Origin of the sequence: Bartonella kosoyi, from assembly GCF_003606325.2 — a bacterium.
GTDB lineage: Bacteria > Pseudomonadota > Alphaproteobacteria > Rhizobiales > Rhizobiaceae > Bartonella > Bartonella kosoyi.
Window position 1 is genome coordinate 625,590 of the sequence record NZ_CP031843.2, and the last position, 14,843, is coordinate 640,432.

The following is a 14,843-nucleotide window of genomic DNA, read 5'->3' on the forward strand; positions in this document are numbered from 1 at the left end:
TTTATCACATGTTCTGTTGAAAAAAGAAATAAGAATATTTTTAAAGTGTTATATGATTTAAATCATTCAATTGTATCATGATAAGGCTACAAATACCGAGAATAATGATAGAGCAAGTCGAAGCCAAAATAACGCGCCATCCTGCTTTTTTTAATGAACGAATATCAACACCTAGTCCTAATGCAGCCATTGAAATGACCGTGAACAATTGAGCAATAAATTTGATAGGATTGAGAGCTGTTTCGGGGATAAGATTACTCGAGCGGACCAACATCATCATCATAAAACCAATAATAAACCATGGAACGAGAGTATGCCAACGAAAGTGGATTTGCTCTGATCGACGATAGATGAGTGACAGGGCAAAAATAAGAGGGCCTAACATGAGAACGCGTACCAATTTAACAATGGTTGCAATTTGAACACTGGCAAAAGAGACAGATGCAGTAGCCGCCAAAACTTGTGGTACAGCATAAACAACCATGCCAGCAAGCACACCATATTGATTAAAGGATAAATTTAGAAGTGGATGTGCAAAGGGGAGACATAAAATAATAAGAATTCCCAAAAGAGCTGTAAAAGCAATTGATGCAGCAATTTCTTCATGTTTTGCTTTAATGACAGGAGCTACAGCAACAATGGCTGAGTTCCCACAAATAGCATTTCCACAAGCAACGAGCATTGCCAAATGTTTAGAAAGCCCGAAAATTCGCCCGATGATAAAGCTAAGAATAATGGTTACAAATATAACGAATACAATGCTTGCAAGTAAACTCCAACCAGCGGAAAGAACGGCATGAATACTAATACTTGCTCCTAGAAGGACGATAGCAACTTCAAGAAGTGTTTTGGCACAAAAAGTGATACCTTTTTGAAAATAGGTTGGCATCGTAAAACAACTACGGGTAACAGACCCTAAGAGAATTGCTAAGACAAGACTTTCAAGCCATGCTTGCCCAAAAAGCTGTTTTTCTAGAACTTCTAAACCATACGCTAAAGCTGATATGAGTAAACATACTAAAATACCAGGACCAAAGTTGTTTAAAAGTGAGAGGTTCTTCTTTAGCATTTGAATATTTCCTCGTCATTAAAGAGCTAAAGGTTCAAAGTAAAAAGTTTTAAAGATTTGTTCTTGCTTGTACAGCCGCTGCTAAAGTTCCATCATCAAGATAATCAAGCTCTCCTCCTACAGGAACACCATGAGCAAGTCGCGTAATTTTAACTGAAAAATTGGAAAGCTGATCGGTGATGTAGTGAGCGGTTGTTTGTCCTTCGACAGTCGCATTAACAGCAAGAATAATCTCTGTGATTGGGTTTTGTACAACACGTTGTATTAAGGTGGCAATGTTGAGTTCGTCAGGACCTATTCCATCTAAGGGTGAGAGTCGTCCACCCAATACATGATAACGTGCGGCGAGAGTTTTTGCACGCTCTAAAGCCCACAGGTCAGCAATATCCTCAACAACAATGATTGTTGTATCATCACGTCGCGGATCTGTACAAATTGAACAAGGATCAATAGTATCGACATTGCCACAAACAGAACAAATGCCGACTTTTTCTATCGCTACTTGTATTGCTGCTCCTAAAGGCTCCAGCAAAGTTTCCTTTTTTTTAATAAGATGAAGCGCAGCACGACGCGCTGAACGTGGTCCAAGACCTGGCAACCGTGCTAAAATCTGAATGAGACGCTCAATCTCAGGGCCTGCAATGTATTTAGACATGTATTTTATCCCGTGGGGAAAAAATCGTTTTATTAAAATGGAAGCTTGAAGCCTGACGGGAGCGGTAGCCCTGCTGTCATACTTTTGGTTTTTTCTTCTAGTGCGTTGTCAATTTTTGTTCTTGCTTCATTATAAGCCGCCATAATGAGATCTTCAAGAATCTCAGTTTCCTCAGGTTTAAGTAATGAAGGATCAATTTGAATGGCTGTTATAACATTTTTGCCATTTAAAGTGATCCTGACGAGATCACCTCCTGCAGTGCCGGTAGCTTGCAGATTAGCCATTTCCTCCTGAATTTTCTGCATTTTCTCTTGCATTTCTTTGGCTTTTTTCATCATACTCATCATTTCACGCATAGGAATAGGTATCCTTATTCATCATTGCTATCGTTTTCATTTTCAAATAGATCAGTATTTTTAAAGGTATCGGGGGGTAAATCAAGATCATTTTCTTCTCGATTAAGTCGTATATCGACAATTTTTGCTTCTGGAAAATGGTTGAGGATTTTTGCGATATCCGGATCTGTCTCTGCATTGGAAAAAAGAGTCTTTTGAATCGCAACACTTTCTTCCTGTAAGGTTGGACCGCCGCCTTCATTAACAAAAGTTATCACATAGCGTTTTTTAGCCCATTGAGAGATTTTTTTTTCGATATCATGAGCAAGAAATTGTGGGGTATTTTCAGAAAGTCTTAAAGTAATATGCCCAGTTTCAAAGGAAACGGGATGAACAAACTCTTTAACAAGGAGTTTGAAAGGTACATCATTATGCTGTTCGGCTAATTTAACAATATCGTGTAAAGAATTAATCACGAGGGGTTTAGGTTCAGTAATCTCTCCTATTGTTTGCGTGACAGACTGCGATAAATTTGCACTCTTTTCAGAAAGTTTAGTCGATTGAGACGTTTCAAGAGGTTCTATTATTTCTTGGGTGTTGGTGTTTTCAGGTTTTTGATTTTTAACAAAATTTTCTAGTTTTAAGGAGTGGTCTAATTGGTCTTGCAAGGATGTTTTTAAATCTGTCTGATTTGGTAATGTATGTGAAATGCTTGAGGAAGCATGGATATCAGCTGTTGTTTCTTTTGTTGTATTATTTGCATTTATCGATTCTTGATGAGAAGAATTTGAAACAAGTGTGAGAGGTGTTTTTTCCTGCGTAAGTTTTTTTAAGGCTTCATCAAGAGTGGGGAGATCAGCTGTGTGTGCAAGACGAATTAAAAGCATTTCTGTTGCTTGCAGTGGACGTGCAGTTTGATTAACTTCTTGTATGCCTTTGAGCAACATTTGCCAGTTTCGGGATAAAACAGGAACGGAAAGTTTTTTTGAAAAGTCTAAGCTTCTTAAACGTTGCTCTTCAGTTAGTGAGAAATCTTCCACTATTTCTGGTGTGAAACGTAAACGTGTGACCAGATGATTAAAATCGGCCAATTCTGTTAATATCGTTAGAGGATCAGCGCCTGCATCATATTGGCTTCGTAATTCATGTAAAGCATGGATAACATCGCCTTTCATGATAAATTCAAAGAGATCAATAATACGTGCTTGATCCGCTAATCCTAACATTGTACGCACTGCGGTGGCAGTAACATTGCCATTGCTATGGGCAATAGCTTGATCAAAAATGGATAATGCATCACGTGCAGAGCCTTCTGCAGCACGAACAATCATAGAGAGTGCTTGATCTTCTACTTCGACCTTTTCATACTTCGCAATTTTACGCAAATGCGCACTCAAAGCTTTTGATTCAATTCGTCGCAAATCAAAACGTTGGCAACGCGAAAGAATTGTAATGGGAACTTTGCGAATTTCTGTTGTGGCAAAAATAAATTTCACATGGGATGGTGGTTCTTCAAGCGTTTTCAACAAACCATTAAAGGCTTGCGTTGAGAGCATATGGACTTCATCGATAATATAAACCTTATAGCGCGCAGAAACAGGACGATAGCGTATTTGTTCAATAATTTCACGAATATCGTCAATGCCGGTATGAGAAGCGGCATCCATTTCTATAACATCAATATGACGCCCTTCAATAATTTGTGTGCAATGCTCACCAAGAGATTCCAAGGCCGTTGTTGGTTGATCAATATCTTTTGTTTTATAATTGAGCGCACGTGCTAAAATACGTGCTGTTGTCGTTTTACCTACACCACGAATCCCTGTTAACATCCATGCTTGTGCAATACGACCTTTTTCAAAGGCATTGGTGAGAGTACGCACCATCGCTTCTTGACCAATGAGATCAGAAAAGTTTTGAGGTCGATATTTACGAGCAAGAACACGATAAGCTGTTTCTGCCGGCACATTTTCCATGAATGTTTCCAACTTTGAAATTTTTTATGCGTACATTTTGATCATACACAAAGCATAGGTCAATACTGTACTCTCATATAAAAGGATTTTTTCTCAATCAATGTATTTCTTATGGGATATTTGCTTAAAAATAACCAAATCCCTTTATATGCTGCATACAAATGATGCTCTAAAGATTAAATATCTTGCTAAAACATAGCAAAAAATAATCTCCTCATCAAAATAGGAGGCCGGCACGATGACCCGTACCAGAACTCGTTGGGGCTGCTTCTTTCCAGACCTGACCCAGTTGGCGAGTAGTTCGTCCACCACCAACCTCCCAAGTTCATATTGTCCATTTGGAATGAAAAATCAAGCTCAGAAACAAAAAATATAACACAAACATAAGAATTTTTACTTTGAACTTCATTCTTGTATTATAGACAACAAAAAGTAATAGAGATTTAAATTTTCAGAAACAACTCCTCCACTGATTTGCCATGAACAAAGCTTTTTTATTTCTCTGTTTATATACGATATAGCGTGTAGCAATTTTGAGAGGCTTCAAGGCGCAGACAGATACGATAGTCTCATACAAACCATTCATTCTGATAATGAAAATATAATAAATAATTTCATAATTTACAAAAGCTGTTCAATCTTCAGTCTTTTTGAAATTTATTTTTCTTGACGGTTTAACTTTATGATATAGTTTTTATTCCATAAGCACAAAGCTGAATTTTTCAAAAACTGAGCGTTAATGATTGACATGCCCGATTTCGAAAAAAAGCTCGCTTTAAACCTTTTTATACATCTACGCAACGCTAAGATATTGTTGAAAATATTATTAAAAATCCCCTGCTTCACAATCTAGACCAATAACTCTTTCTTTAGTAATATTTTTAAAAGTATAATATCCTGATCCAGGGAAACCTATATCGAGGGATTTTACATCTTTGATCGTAAAGATCTTATGTTCTTTATCATGTGTTATTTTCTTTTCATCATCTGCAGCAATGTGTAGTTTGTTGACGTCAGAAGGAGATGAGTATGATAAAGTAAAGGATACTTTTTCGGGTTTAAATGCTTTGCACCCATATTCAGCACCTTGCTGTATTTCATCGGGTGCACCAATTGTAACAGTTTCATTTGGCGCAAAATCCCATACACTCTCGCTAAATCCAGCAAATGCAATACTAGAGTAGGCGAGAATATTTGCAGCTAATAATCCTTGCGTGAAGATTTTTTGCATTATCTTTTCCTTTTTTAACAAAAGAATCATAAATCAGTTTTTATAAATAGGAAAATTTAAACGTAATTCAAAAAAACAGGGTTAAACAGCATTTTCTCGCTTTATAAAAAGCACGTTGAAAATTATCTAAATTCAAGAGATTTAAAGACCTATTATCTTAATATACTCTAATGATAAGTTAAATTGTTTTTATGAGCTAATTTAGAAGTTTGTTATCTTTATGGGAATAAACGGCTATAGGATATGATATCTTTTCTTAAGAATCTTTCTTTTATATAAAGAAAATGGAGGGTCAAAGTGCTTTCATTTTCAGTTTTTTCTTTACATAGATCTTTGTACACGTTGAATTGCTATTTATCATAATGTAATTTGTCAAAAAACATTATCAAAGCAATTTATATATTCCATTATCGGATGTTATCTCTCTTTTTCTACTTTAGCATTTATGATAAAGCGGGTTTAGCATAAGAAAACGGGTTTCTCCAAGATACATTGCATTATAGGATTTTTAGGATGTTCTTCGAGATCAGCAAAAAAGGATAATGGTTTCGTTGCCTTTATATATGCGATGTTCGATCATTTTGTGCCGGATAAGTACCGATAATACGCAATTCAGCAGAGAAGAAAGACAACTCTTCTAAGGCGAGTTTCATCATGGGATCTTCAGGATGTCCTTCAATATCAACAAAGAATTGTGTTGCATTGAAATTTCCACCGATTTGATAGCTTTCTAATTTTGTCATATTGATACCATTTGTTGCAAATCCTCCCATAGCCTTATAGAGAGCAGCGGGAACATTGCGCACTCGAAAAAGAAGACTGGTGATAATTTTTTCGCCATTTTGGGGGATAGGCACGTGCTGTTGAGAACGCGAAAGAATGACAAAACGCGTAATATTATGAGGGTTATCTTCAACATCTCTTTCAAGGATATCAAGCCCGTAGAGTTCTGCTGCGATCATAGGTGCTAAGGCTGCTTGTGAACGTTGAGCACTTTTTTTTATAAATTTTGCAGCACCAGCGGTGTCAGCAGAAACAACAGGTTTCCAACCGTTTTTTCGTATGATTTTTCGACATTGTGCAAGGGCATGTATATGACTGTGGACGGTTTTAATGTCGTCATGGGTAACGCCGGGCAAAACCATAAGTTGAAAATGGATAGGCAAAAAATATTCATCAATGATATAAAGTGATGATTGTGGTAAAAGATGATGAATGTCTGCAACGCGTCCAGCAAGAGTATTTTCAATAGGGATCATAGCAAGATCAGCTTTCCCATTTTCCACCAAATTAAGGGCGTCTTCAAAAGTAGCAGAGGGCACAGCATCCATGTTGGGGAACATATTGGAGCAAGCAATATGGGAATTAGCACCATATTCTCCTTGGAAAGAGATTTTATTGGTTTTTTTGAGTGTTTTCATGCTAAAATCTTACGTACTCTATCAAGATCACGTTGTGTGTCTACACTTAAAGGAATCGTATCGACTATCTCCACATCGATACGCATATTATGCTCTAATGCGCGTAATTGTTCAAGTTTTTCACGCATCTCGAGTGTAGAGGGTTTGGATGATACAAATTTTTCAAGTGCTTCGCGCCGATAAGCGTATATTCCAATATGATGATAAAGAGGACCCTCTCCATAAGGAGCTGTAGCACGAGTGAAATAAAGAGCACGAAGGCGATTTTGAGAAAGCGGTGTTCCAATGACTTTGACAACATTGGGATCTCTTTTTTCATCTTTCTCAATGATTTGAGCCCCCAAGGTTGCGATATCAGTAAAGCTATTTTCTAAAGGACGTAATACATGAATGATTTCACGAGGCATTATCGTTGGGAGGTCACCTTGTATATTTAAAATAGCATTGTAGCGTTGTTCAGGATCAATACGCATTAAAGCTTCATAAATACGATCAGATCCAGATTTATGATCACCTCGTGTTATGATATATTCGTGCCCATACTCTGCAACAGCTTTGGCGATATCATTGTGATCTGTTGCAACGATTGTACGCCCTATTGCTGCTTTTTTAGCTTGTTCTGCGACATGAACAATCATCGGCTTTCCACTGATTTCAGCAAGAGCTTTTTGAGGAAGGCGGGTTGATCCCATACGGGCAGGAATAAGAATAATCGGTTCAAGAGCCATTGCAAGATTCCAAACGTCGTTTGTGCTGTATTTATGATGTTGTGTGTTATAAAGAAAAAACTTATACTAAAAATGGTAATGAAACCGTGAACATTTGAGTTTTTATGAATCGCTGGAAAGCTATCTATTTTATTGGCGCATGTTTATGTGTGCTGGTTATTGTTGTGGGAATTTCCACACTCAGCGATATAGTTTACGATCATTCTTCATCAGTCCAATATTATCACACAGTTACCAAGAATGATACATTTAAAGAAAAACAGAAAGAATCCGATATTCCTGTATCACTCAATAGCCGCCTTCAACAAGGCGATTTTGAAAATGGGCGTAAAATTTTTCGTCAATGTGCCATATGCCATACTTCTGGACGCAATCAAGCAGGGCGCGTTGGTCCAGTTCTTTGGGAAATTGTTGACCGCCCTTTGGCATCCGCCGCAGGTTTTGCCTATTCACGGGTATTGCGTGCGCATTCTGATCAAAAATGGGATTTTGTAACGTTAGATCGTTATCTGCGTTCTCCACGTGAAGCATTTCCTGGGACCATTATGTCTTTCCGTGGAATTAAAAATGACCAAGATCGTGCCGATCTTTTGCTTTATTTACGCAGTTTATCCGATCATCCTGTTCCTTTACCAATCGATAATAACAAAGTGAACGGGCCAAAATAACGTACATTCTAGATGTGTAGTTTAGAAAAAAAATTCAATTTTTTGTAGCTTTTGTTTCAAGGTTTTATCGAAAGAGCTTTTATGAATGTTTTGATAGGGGCAACGCCCACATGTAAAACAGAATACACTTAACGTTGCATATTTTCCTGCTCTTAAAGAGATTTTTTAAAAAATGCGCACTTAACGTTGTCATCTACAGATTTGTTTTCAAGACCTGTTTGCTTCACCTTTTCTACATATGCTTGTCTATGAAGTTATTGCTGAAGGATTATCTCTTTATGAGCGATAGCTTTCTGCTTTTGAATATAATAATTGTGTAATTAAAGCTCTACATGAGGTTTATCTTAATTTTTCTATACACATCAATCTCTATGTGTTTTTATTATAGACGGAGACAATTAATTGTTCTTATACGGCCATAATCCTAAGCTGCATTGTATGATTCTTGATGAATAGACGTTTTCTTTTGAGGTTAGAGGTGCAGGTACAGATTATTGACCTTTTATCGTATCGATAACTAAAATATGAGTTAGATTATTTATTTATGCGTTATGGTTGGAAGGAAGCACTTTCGTGGGGAGCAATTTTATGCGTGAAAAGCAAACTGGTTAAATAGAGTTCTGCGGCTTATATTTTTACCCTCCTCGAAAATTCTTTATACAAGAACACTGATGGCAGCACCTTTTGCACGAGTATCTAATCGTTTATAAAAGATGGCATAAAATTATGTTAATAATCCATTATAGAGGAGGATTTTTTTTCCATAAAAAGTCTTCAATTTTTGTGATAAGTTTAATTGTTCTCATTGTTTCCAGCATTTCGATGATTTGCGGTAAAACGTCAGTGTTTCAGTTTCAACACATATCGCCAGAATCTTGAAAATGAGTAGGGATAAAATCATGATTCTCCAAGTTTCTTAAGTGCTATGGTATTTTCTTTGGAATTTGATCGTTTATAGGTAATAATATTAAATTGCGCTAATAATCCATTATAGAGGAGAACTTTTCCTACCAATGGATCTCCGATGTTTGTGATCATTTTAATCGTTTCCATTGCTTGTAAGGTTCCAATAACGCCAGGTAAAGCACCGATGATTCCAGCTTCAGCACATGTTGGGATCGTGTCGGGAGCAGGAGGGGTGGGGAATAAATCGCGATAGTGAGGGTTATTGTCTTCATATGGCATAAGGACGGTTAATGAGCCATTAAAACGTTCTACAGCACCGCTTATTAAAGGCTTTTTGCATTGGGCAGCGTGATCCGCAAGAAGATAGCGTGTAGTAAAATTATCACTTCCATCAACAATGATATGATAGGCATTGAGCAGTTTATCCACATTCCTTTCATCTAAGCGTAGGGTGTGTTTTTCAACCATAACATGCGGATTTATGGCTTTTATAGTGGTTTCAGCACTGTCTGTTTTGCTTTGGTTGATTGCCTTTGTCTTATGAATAACTTGGCGTTGTAAATTGGAAAGTGAAACAGTGTCATTATCGACAATTCCAAGGGTTCCAACACCTGCGGCAGCCAAATAAGTTAAAACAGGTGCTCCAAGTCCACCAGCACCCACAACAAGAACACGTGCTTGTTTGAGCTTTTGTTGTCCCGCACCACCAATTTCAGGCAAAATGATGTGACGTGCATAGCGTTCGATTTCTTCGTTAGTGAATTTTGTATCTGTTTCTTGTGTCATGAATTTTCTCTTGTCATCGTTATTTTATTGTTTACTAAGTTTATGGTGCATAGACCAGTCTGCTTTTAGGGTAAGGAGGATTTATTTATGAAAATTGCTATTCAGATGGATCATATTTCAACCGTTCGGATTCAAGGAGATACGACATTTGCTCTCGCTGTAGCAGCGCAAGAGCGTGGACACTCTCTCTTCCATTATACTCCAGATCGTTTATCTCTGTACGATGGTTGTGTGATTGCATACTTAGAGTCATTGACTGTCTATGATGAAGAGGGAAAGCATTATCAATTAGGAAAGCCGGTTCGCACGGAACTAAGAGATATGGATGTGGTCCTTTTGCGCCAAGATCCGCCTTTTGATCTCAATTATATCACCACGACACATTTATTAGAACGTATTCATCCTCAAACACTTATTGTGAATGATCCGGTATGGGTCCGCAATAGTCCAGAAAAAATTTTTGTGACAGAGTTTTCTGATTTGATGCCTGAAACGTTAATTACCAAAGATATTGAAGAAATAACTGCTTTTAGAGAGACATTTGGCGATATTATTGTGAAACCACTTTATGGGAATGGGGGCGCTGGTGTTTTTTATTTAAAACAAGATGATCGCAATTTAGCATCGTTGTTGGAAATGTTTGCGGACATTTACCGCGAACCTTTTATTGTTCAGCGTTATTTAGAGGCAGTACGAAAGGGAGATAAGCGGATTATTTTGCTTGATGGTATGCCGGTTGGAGCCATTAATCGAATTCCGACAAAAACAGATGTGCGTTCTAACATGCATGTTGGAGGTCGTGCGGAAAATGTTGCGTTAACAAAACGTGATTATGAAATTTGTGAACGCATTGGTCCAGCCTTAAAGGAACGTGGTCTTCTGTTTGTGGGGATTGATGTGATTGGAGATTATATAACAGAAATCAATGTAACATCTCCTACGGGAATTCGTGAAATTAAACGCTTCTGCGGTACAGATATTGCACATCTGTTTTGGGATGTTGTTGAGTTCAAACGTTCAAATTAATTTACACAAGGATTCACAATTATGGTTTTGTTAAAAAAATGATCCATGTTGTTTTTTATTTTGTTATGTTGCAAATGTGAACTAAAATGAACGTATGATATAAATTTAAGAGGCTTTATCCTCGATTTTTAGGGAGTTTATAGATGAGCAGAGTCTTATCAAGTGGAGTGGGATTGTTTTTTGCGTTATTGCTGTCCGTAAATATAGGCAATGCACGCGATCAAATACAGGTTACTGGCTCATCTACAGTCTTACCTTATCAAAAGATTGTCGCTGAGACCTTTGGAGAAATTTATCCCCATTTTAAGGTTCCTGTTATCGAATCGGGTGGAACAGGAGCGGGAATTAAGGAATTTTGTCATGGTGTTGGGGAGAACACCGTTGATATTGTGAATGCTTCGCGGGCAATGAAATCGAGTGAATTGCAGTCTTGTTTTGAGGCTGGTGTGAAAGAGATTGAGGAAATACGTATTGGGTATGATGGCATTGTTTTTGCGACAGATATTAAAGGGCCTGATTGGAAATTACAGCCGATAGATGTTTATAAAGCTCTTGCAGCTCGCGTTATTATAGACGGGAAGTTGCAGCCCAATCATGTTTTGAAATGGAGTGCCGTCAATAGTGCCCTTCCTGATTGGGCGATAGCAGCCTATATTCCTGGAGAGAAGCATGGAACGCGTGAAGTTTTTGAGGAAAAATTACTTGCTGTGGGCTGTAAAGAGAGTGGTGCCATTGAAGTGATGAAGGCGTTAGGGATGGATGATAAGGAAATACACGCTGCTTGTATTGCGGTCCGTAAGGATGGAAAAGCGGTTGATATTGATGGTGATTATTCTGAAACATTTGCGCGTCTAACATCGAATAAAACAGGGATTGGTATTTTTGGATTGTCTTTTTATCAAAATAATGCTGATAGGTTAAAGGTTGCCGATATTAATGGTTTTGCGCCAACGGTGGAGACCATTTCTAGTGGACAATATCCAGTTTCTCGTCCACTTTTTTTCTATATTAAGAAAGCTCATTTAGATATTGTTCCAGGTTTGCGAGAGTATGTTGACTTTTTCCTTTCTGAACAAATGATTGGTCCTGATAGCCCTTTGGCTGAATATGGTTTGATTGTTGCTCCTGAAAAGGAACGTCAAGCACAGCGTTCTGATTTTTCTGCTGGTCGAGTCATGACGCTGAAATAATTTATTGTCGTTCCAGAGTAAGAGTTTTCGGTGCTATTTTTTATAAAAACTGAAAGATAAAATGCGCATTTCCTTCATTATTTTTTTGTTATTTCTTTTTGGATTTTGTGGCTTTTGTATTTCTTATATGCGAGCACGTACTCTTGAATACAAACAACATAAAATGCATTCTCGTGCGTATTATTACGGCTGGTGGACTTTTTTGATTACTGTTATTCCAGCTTTTATTTTTTTAATTTTGTGGGATGCTGGGAGCACAATTTATTTAGAATATAATGCCTCTCGAGAGCTTTGGGCGTATAGTGCGCATATAACAGAACCTTTCAATCATGATCTCCTTTGGGAGACTCTTCGAAATCTCGCCAAAATGATTAACTACTTTGAAGGGGATCTTTCTACCGCTTCCTATAAACAAGTGCAGGCACAATTATTGGCGAAAGGATTGATGTTACCTCATGAAGTATCGAATGATGTGTTCAAAATAGCACGGTCATGGGTATTTTCTTCTAAAAAGCTTCAATTTATTGGTTATGGTTTCCTTTTTGCTATTGCCTCTTTCGGTTTTATCTATGGAATAATACAAATTGCACCTCATCAACGTGCGCGCAATAAGGTTGAATCTTTAATTATTATTGGATTGGCTTGTGCGTCTATCGTTGCAGTTTTGACGACAATAGCCATTGCACTTTCTCTGTTTTTTCAGACGATAAGCTTTTTTCAGTCTGTATCCTTTTCAAATTTCTTTTTAGGAACGGTTTGGGATCCGCGTTTTTCCGTGAGTGGTGCAGGCGATGAAGCTGGACAATTTGGTTTAATACCGCTCCTTGCTGGTACGCTTTATATTGCCTTTGTCGCCATGCTTTTTGCTGTACCTATAGGCCTATTTTCAGCTCTTTATATGGCCGAGTATGCTTCTGCGCGATTGCGAGCAATTGTAAAACCATTATTAGAAGTTCTTGCTGGCATTCCAACCATTGTTTATGGCTTTTTTGCTTTGAAGGTTGTCGGACCATTTTTACGTGATCTGTCTGTTTCTCTTTCAGATGGGGGTGGTTTTATTATGGCACAAAGTGTTTTGACTGCTGGCGTTGTGATGGGAATCATGTTGATTCCTTTTGTTTCCTCTTTGTCGGATGATGTTATTACAGCTGTTCCACGTATTTTACGTGAAGGTTCTTATGGTTTAGGCGCAACGCAATCTGAAACAATTAAAAAAGTCGTTATACCCGCAGCACTTCCAGGGATTATGGGGGCTATTTTGTTAACGGCATCGCGTGCAATTGGGGAAACAATGATTGTGGTTTTGGCGGCAGGTGTTGCAGCAAACTTAACCCTTAATCCTTTTGAAGCAATGACCACCATGACGGTTAAGATTGTTAATCAATTAACCGGTGATTTTGAGTTTAATTCTCCACAAACTTTGGTGGCTTTTGCTTTGGGAATGACACTCTTTGTGATGACACTCTTGATGAATATTCTCGCTCTTTATATTGTGCGTAGATATCGGGAACAATATGAATGAATGAAGATTTTTTTCCTCGTCGCAATATTAGCCTTAAGCGTCGGTATAGGGCTGAACGTCGTTTTCGAGCCTATGGTTTGATTGCTATTTTTATTGGTTTGTTTTTTTTATTTGCGCTTTTATGGTCGATCATGAGTCAAGGCTATACAGCTTTTTTTCAAAGTGAAATGACATTATCAATTTATTTAGATGAAAAGATCATTGATCCAAGTGGTCAACGTCAAACAAAACCACAAGTCCTCATAACAGCGAATTATCCACTTCTTGTACGCAATGCTTTAGCAAAAAAACTTGATGTCAATCAAAATGATCGAGCCTCTCTGCGGGACATTAACCGTATGTTTTCAAATAGTGTGCGTGTTCAACTGCGTGAGATGGTGACAAAAAATCCAAAACTGATTGGCACAATGCAAAAAATCAAAGTGTTGGCAGCAGCGGATATTGATTCTGCTTATAAGGGGCAGATTGATTTGCATGTAGCAGAAAAAAACCGCAAAGTTTCTAATCGACAAGTAGAATGGATAAAGCGTTTAGCGCATGATGGTACGCTTTATAAAACGTTTAATATTGGTTTTTTTACATTTGGCGCTTCAAGTCGTCCTGAGACTGCGGGATTAGGTGTTGCGATCATTGGATCTCTTTATATGATAGGCATCGTTTTATTGGTTTCACTCCCGATAGGCATCGCAACGGCTCTTTATTTGGAAGAATATGCACGCAAAAATAAATTTACAGATTTTATTGAGGTTAATATCAATAACCTTGCCGCTGTTCCTTCGATTGTCTTTGGTCTTTTAGGACTTGCAGTTTTTGTTAATTTTTTAGGATTACCACGTTCAGCCTCTTTTGTTGGTGGTCTTGTTTTAGCGCTCATGACTCTTCCCACGATTATTATTGCAACACGTTCTGCTTTGCGTGCTGTTCCTCTCTCTATTCGTGCAGCAGCTTTAGGGCTTGGAGCATCAAAAACACAAATGATTTTTCATCATGTTGTTCCTTTAGCAGCGCCCGGTATTTTGACTGGTACGATTATTGGAGTCGCTCAGGCTTTGGGTGAAACAGCCCCTTTGCTTTTGATCGGAATGGTTGCTTTTGTTGTTAATATTCCTACAACTCCTATGGATCCGGCAACAGCTTTGCCTGTTCAAATTTTTATGTGGGCGGGTGAAGCAGAGCGCGCTTTTGTTGAAAAGACATCGGGGGCTATTATTGTCTTAATGATGTTTCTTGCAATCATGAATATTTCTGCAGTTTTTTTACGTCGACGTTTCGAACGCCGCCAGTAATTTTAATAATATAACAACTTCGATAAGATTTTTGTAAGGTGAGT

At 37.9% G+C, this 14,843-nt stretch carries 13 protein-coding genes and 1 other RNA gene; 5 read left to right on the top strand and 9 right to left on the bottom strand.

Features of this window, described 5'->3' with window-relative positions:
* Positions 1–40: 40 nt before the first annotated feature.
* The 8 genes from D1093_RS02480 to D1093_RS02515 all read right to left on the bottom strand — a co-directional run bounded on the left by D1093_RS02480 (position 41) and on the right by D1093_RS02515 (position 7,415).
* The gene (locus D1093_RS02480; RefSeq protein ID WP_120100455.1) at positions 41–1,069 is read right to left on the bottom strand and encodes a YeiH family protein; all 1,029 of its coding nucleotides are present in this window, start codon (positions 1,067–1,069) and stop codon (positions 41–43) included.
* A gap of 49 nt (positions 1,070–1,118) precedes the next feature.
* Positions 1,119–1,724 (bottom strand): recombination mediator RecR, encoded by a 606-nt coding sequence (gene recR, locus D1093_RS02485; RefSeq protein WP_120100457.1) that lies wholly within the window; start codon positions 1,722–1,724, stop codon positions 1,119–1,121.
* Between the two features lie 32 nt (positions 1,725–1,756).
* The gene (locus D1093_RS02490) at positions 1,757–2,080 is read right to left on the bottom strand and encodes a YbaB/EbfC family nucleoid-associated protein (RefSeq protein ID WP_005774120.1); all 324 of its coding nucleotides are present in this window, start codon (positions 2,078–2,080) and stop codon (positions 1,757–1,759) included.
* A 14-nt stretch (positions 2,081–2,094) separates the two neighbouring features.
* Positions 2,095–4,035, bottom strand: coding sequence for a DNA polymerase III subunit gamma/tau (locus D1093_RS02495; protein WP_120100458.1), 1,941 nt, complete (start codon positions 4,033–4,035; stop codon positions 2,095–2,097).
* A 222-nt stretch (positions 4,036–4,257) separates the two neighbouring features.
* Positions 4,258–4,355, bottom strand: an RNA gene (gene ffs / locus D1093_RS02500) — signal recognition particle sRNA small type.
* A gap of 506 nt (positions 4,356–4,861) precedes the next feature.
* Positions 4,862–5,266: a hypothetical protein gene (locus D1093_RS02505; RefSeq protein WP_120100460.1), complete on the bottom strand. Its 405-nt coding sequence runs from the start codon at positions 5,264–5,266 to the stop codon at positions 4,862–4,864.
* A 557-nt stretch (positions 5,267–5,823) separates the two neighbouring features.
* Positions 5,824–6,687: a prephenate dehydratase gene (locus tag D1093_RS02510; protein ID WP_120100461.1), complete on the bottom strand. Its 864-nt coding sequence runs from the start codon at positions 6,685–6,687 to the stop codon at positions 5,824–5,826.
* Positions 6,684–7,415 (bottom strand): 3-deoxy-manno-octulosonate cytidylyltransferase, encoded by a 732-nt coding sequence (locus tag D1093_RS02515; protein ID WP_120100463.1) that lies wholly within the window; start codon positions 7,413–7,415, stop codon positions 6,684–6,686. Before D1093_RS02515 ends, D1093_RS02510 begins: the two co-directional genes overlap by 4 nt.
* 104 nt (positions 7,416–7,519) lie before the next feature.
* Between D1093_RS02515 and D1093_RS02520 the strand changes: the two genes are divergently transcribed.
* Entirely contained in the window at positions 7,520–8,083 is a 564-nt protein-coding gene (locus tag D1093_RS02520; protein WP_120100465.1) for a c-type cytochrome, read from the top strand.
* A gap of 897 nt (positions 8,084–8,980) precedes the next feature.
* Here D1093_RS02520 and D1093_RS02525 read toward each other — a convergent pair.
* A complete protein-coding gene (locus D1093_RS02525; RefSeq protein WP_120100467.1) occupies positions 8,981–9,775 on the bottom strand; it encodes a molybdopterin-synthase adenylyltransferase MoeB in 795 nt (264 codons plus the stop codon).
* 87 nt (positions 9,776–9,862) lie between these two features.
* Here D1093_RS02525 and gshB point away from each other — a divergent pair, with 87 nt between their 5' ends.
* The 4 genes from gshB (at position 9,863) to pstA (ending at position 14,799) form a co-directional block, all read left to right on the top strand.
* Complete coding sequence (gene gshB, locus D1093_RS02530) at positions 9,863–10,801, top strand: glutathione synthase (protein WP_120100468.1); 939 nt, start codon at positions 9,863–9,865, stop codon at positions 10,799–10,801.
* A 143-nt stretch (positions 10,802–10,944) separates the two neighbouring features.
* On the top strand, positions 10,945–11,991 hold the full coding sequence (locus D1093_RS02535) for a PstS family phosphate ABC transporter substrate-binding protein (RefSeq protein WP_120100470.1): 1,047 nt from the start codon (positions 10,945–10,947) through the stop codon (positions 11,989–11,991).
* Positions 11,992–12,052: 61 nt separating this feature from the next.
* Positions 12,053–13,513 (top strand): phosphate ABC transporter permease subunit PstC, encoded by a 1,461-nt coding sequence (pstC, locus tag D1093_RS02540; RefSeq protein ID WP_120100472.1) that lies wholly within the window; start codon positions 12,053–12,055, stop codon positions 13,511–13,513.
* On the top strand, positions 13,510–14,799 hold the full coding sequence (gene pstA / locus D1093_RS02545) for a phosphate ABC transporter permease PstA (RefSeq protein ID WP_120100473.1): 1,290 nt from the start codon (positions 13,510–13,512) through the stop codon (positions 14,797–14,799). Before pstC ends, pstA begins: the two co-directional genes overlap by 4 nt.
* Positions 14,800–14,843 lie beyond the last annotated feature (44 nt).

Coding starts and splice junctions, on each gene's coding strand:
- D1093_RS02480 (WP_120100455.1), bottom strand. CDS start 1,069: ATGCTAAAGAAGAACCTCTCACTTTTAAACAACTTTGGTCCTGGTATT.
- recR (WP_120100457.1), bottom strand. CDS start 1,724: ATGTCTAAATACATTGCAGGCCCTGAGATTGAGCGTCTCATTCAGATT.
- D1093_RS02490 (WP_005774120.1), bottom strand. CDS start 2,080: ATGCGTGAAATGATGAGTATGATGAAAAAAGCCAAAGAAATGCAAGAG.
- D1093_RS02495 (WP_120100458.1), bottom strand. CDS start 4,035: ATGGAAAATGTGCCGGCAGAAACAGCTTATCGTGTTCTTGCTCGTAAA.
- D1093_RS02505 (WP_120100460.1), bottom strand. CDS start 5,266: ATGCAAAAAATCTTCACGCAAGGATTATTAGCTGCAAATATTCTCGCC.
- D1093_RS02510 (WP_120100461.1), bottom strand. CDS start 6,687: ATGAAAACACTCAAAAAAACCAATAAAATCTCTTTCCAAGGAGAATAT.
- D1093_RS02515 (WP_120100463.1), bottom strand. CDS start 7,415: ATGGCTCTTGAACCGATTATTCTTATTCCTGCCCGTATGGGATCAACC.
- D1093_RS02520 (WP_120100465.1), top strand. CDS start 7,520: ATGAATCGCTGGAAAGCTATCTATTTTATTGGCGCATGTTTATGTGTG.
- D1093_RS02525 (WP_120100467.1), bottom strand. CDS start 9,775: ATGACACAAGAAACAGATACAAAATTCACTAACGAAGAAATCGAACGC.
- gshB (WP_120100468.1), top strand. CDS start 9,863: ATGAAAATTGCTATTCAGATGGATCATATTTCAACCGTTCGGATTCAA.
- D1093_RS02535 (WP_120100470.1), top strand. CDS start 10,945: ATGAGCAGAGTCTTATCAAGTGGAGTGGGATTGTTTTTTGCGTTATTG.
- pstC (WP_120100472.1), top strand. CDS start 12,053: ATGCGCATTTCCTTCATTATTTTTTTGTTATTTCTTTTTGGATTTTGT.
- pstA (WP_120100473.1), top strand. CDS start 13,510: ATGAATGAAGATTTTTTTCCTCGTCGCAATATTAGCCTTAAGCGTCGG.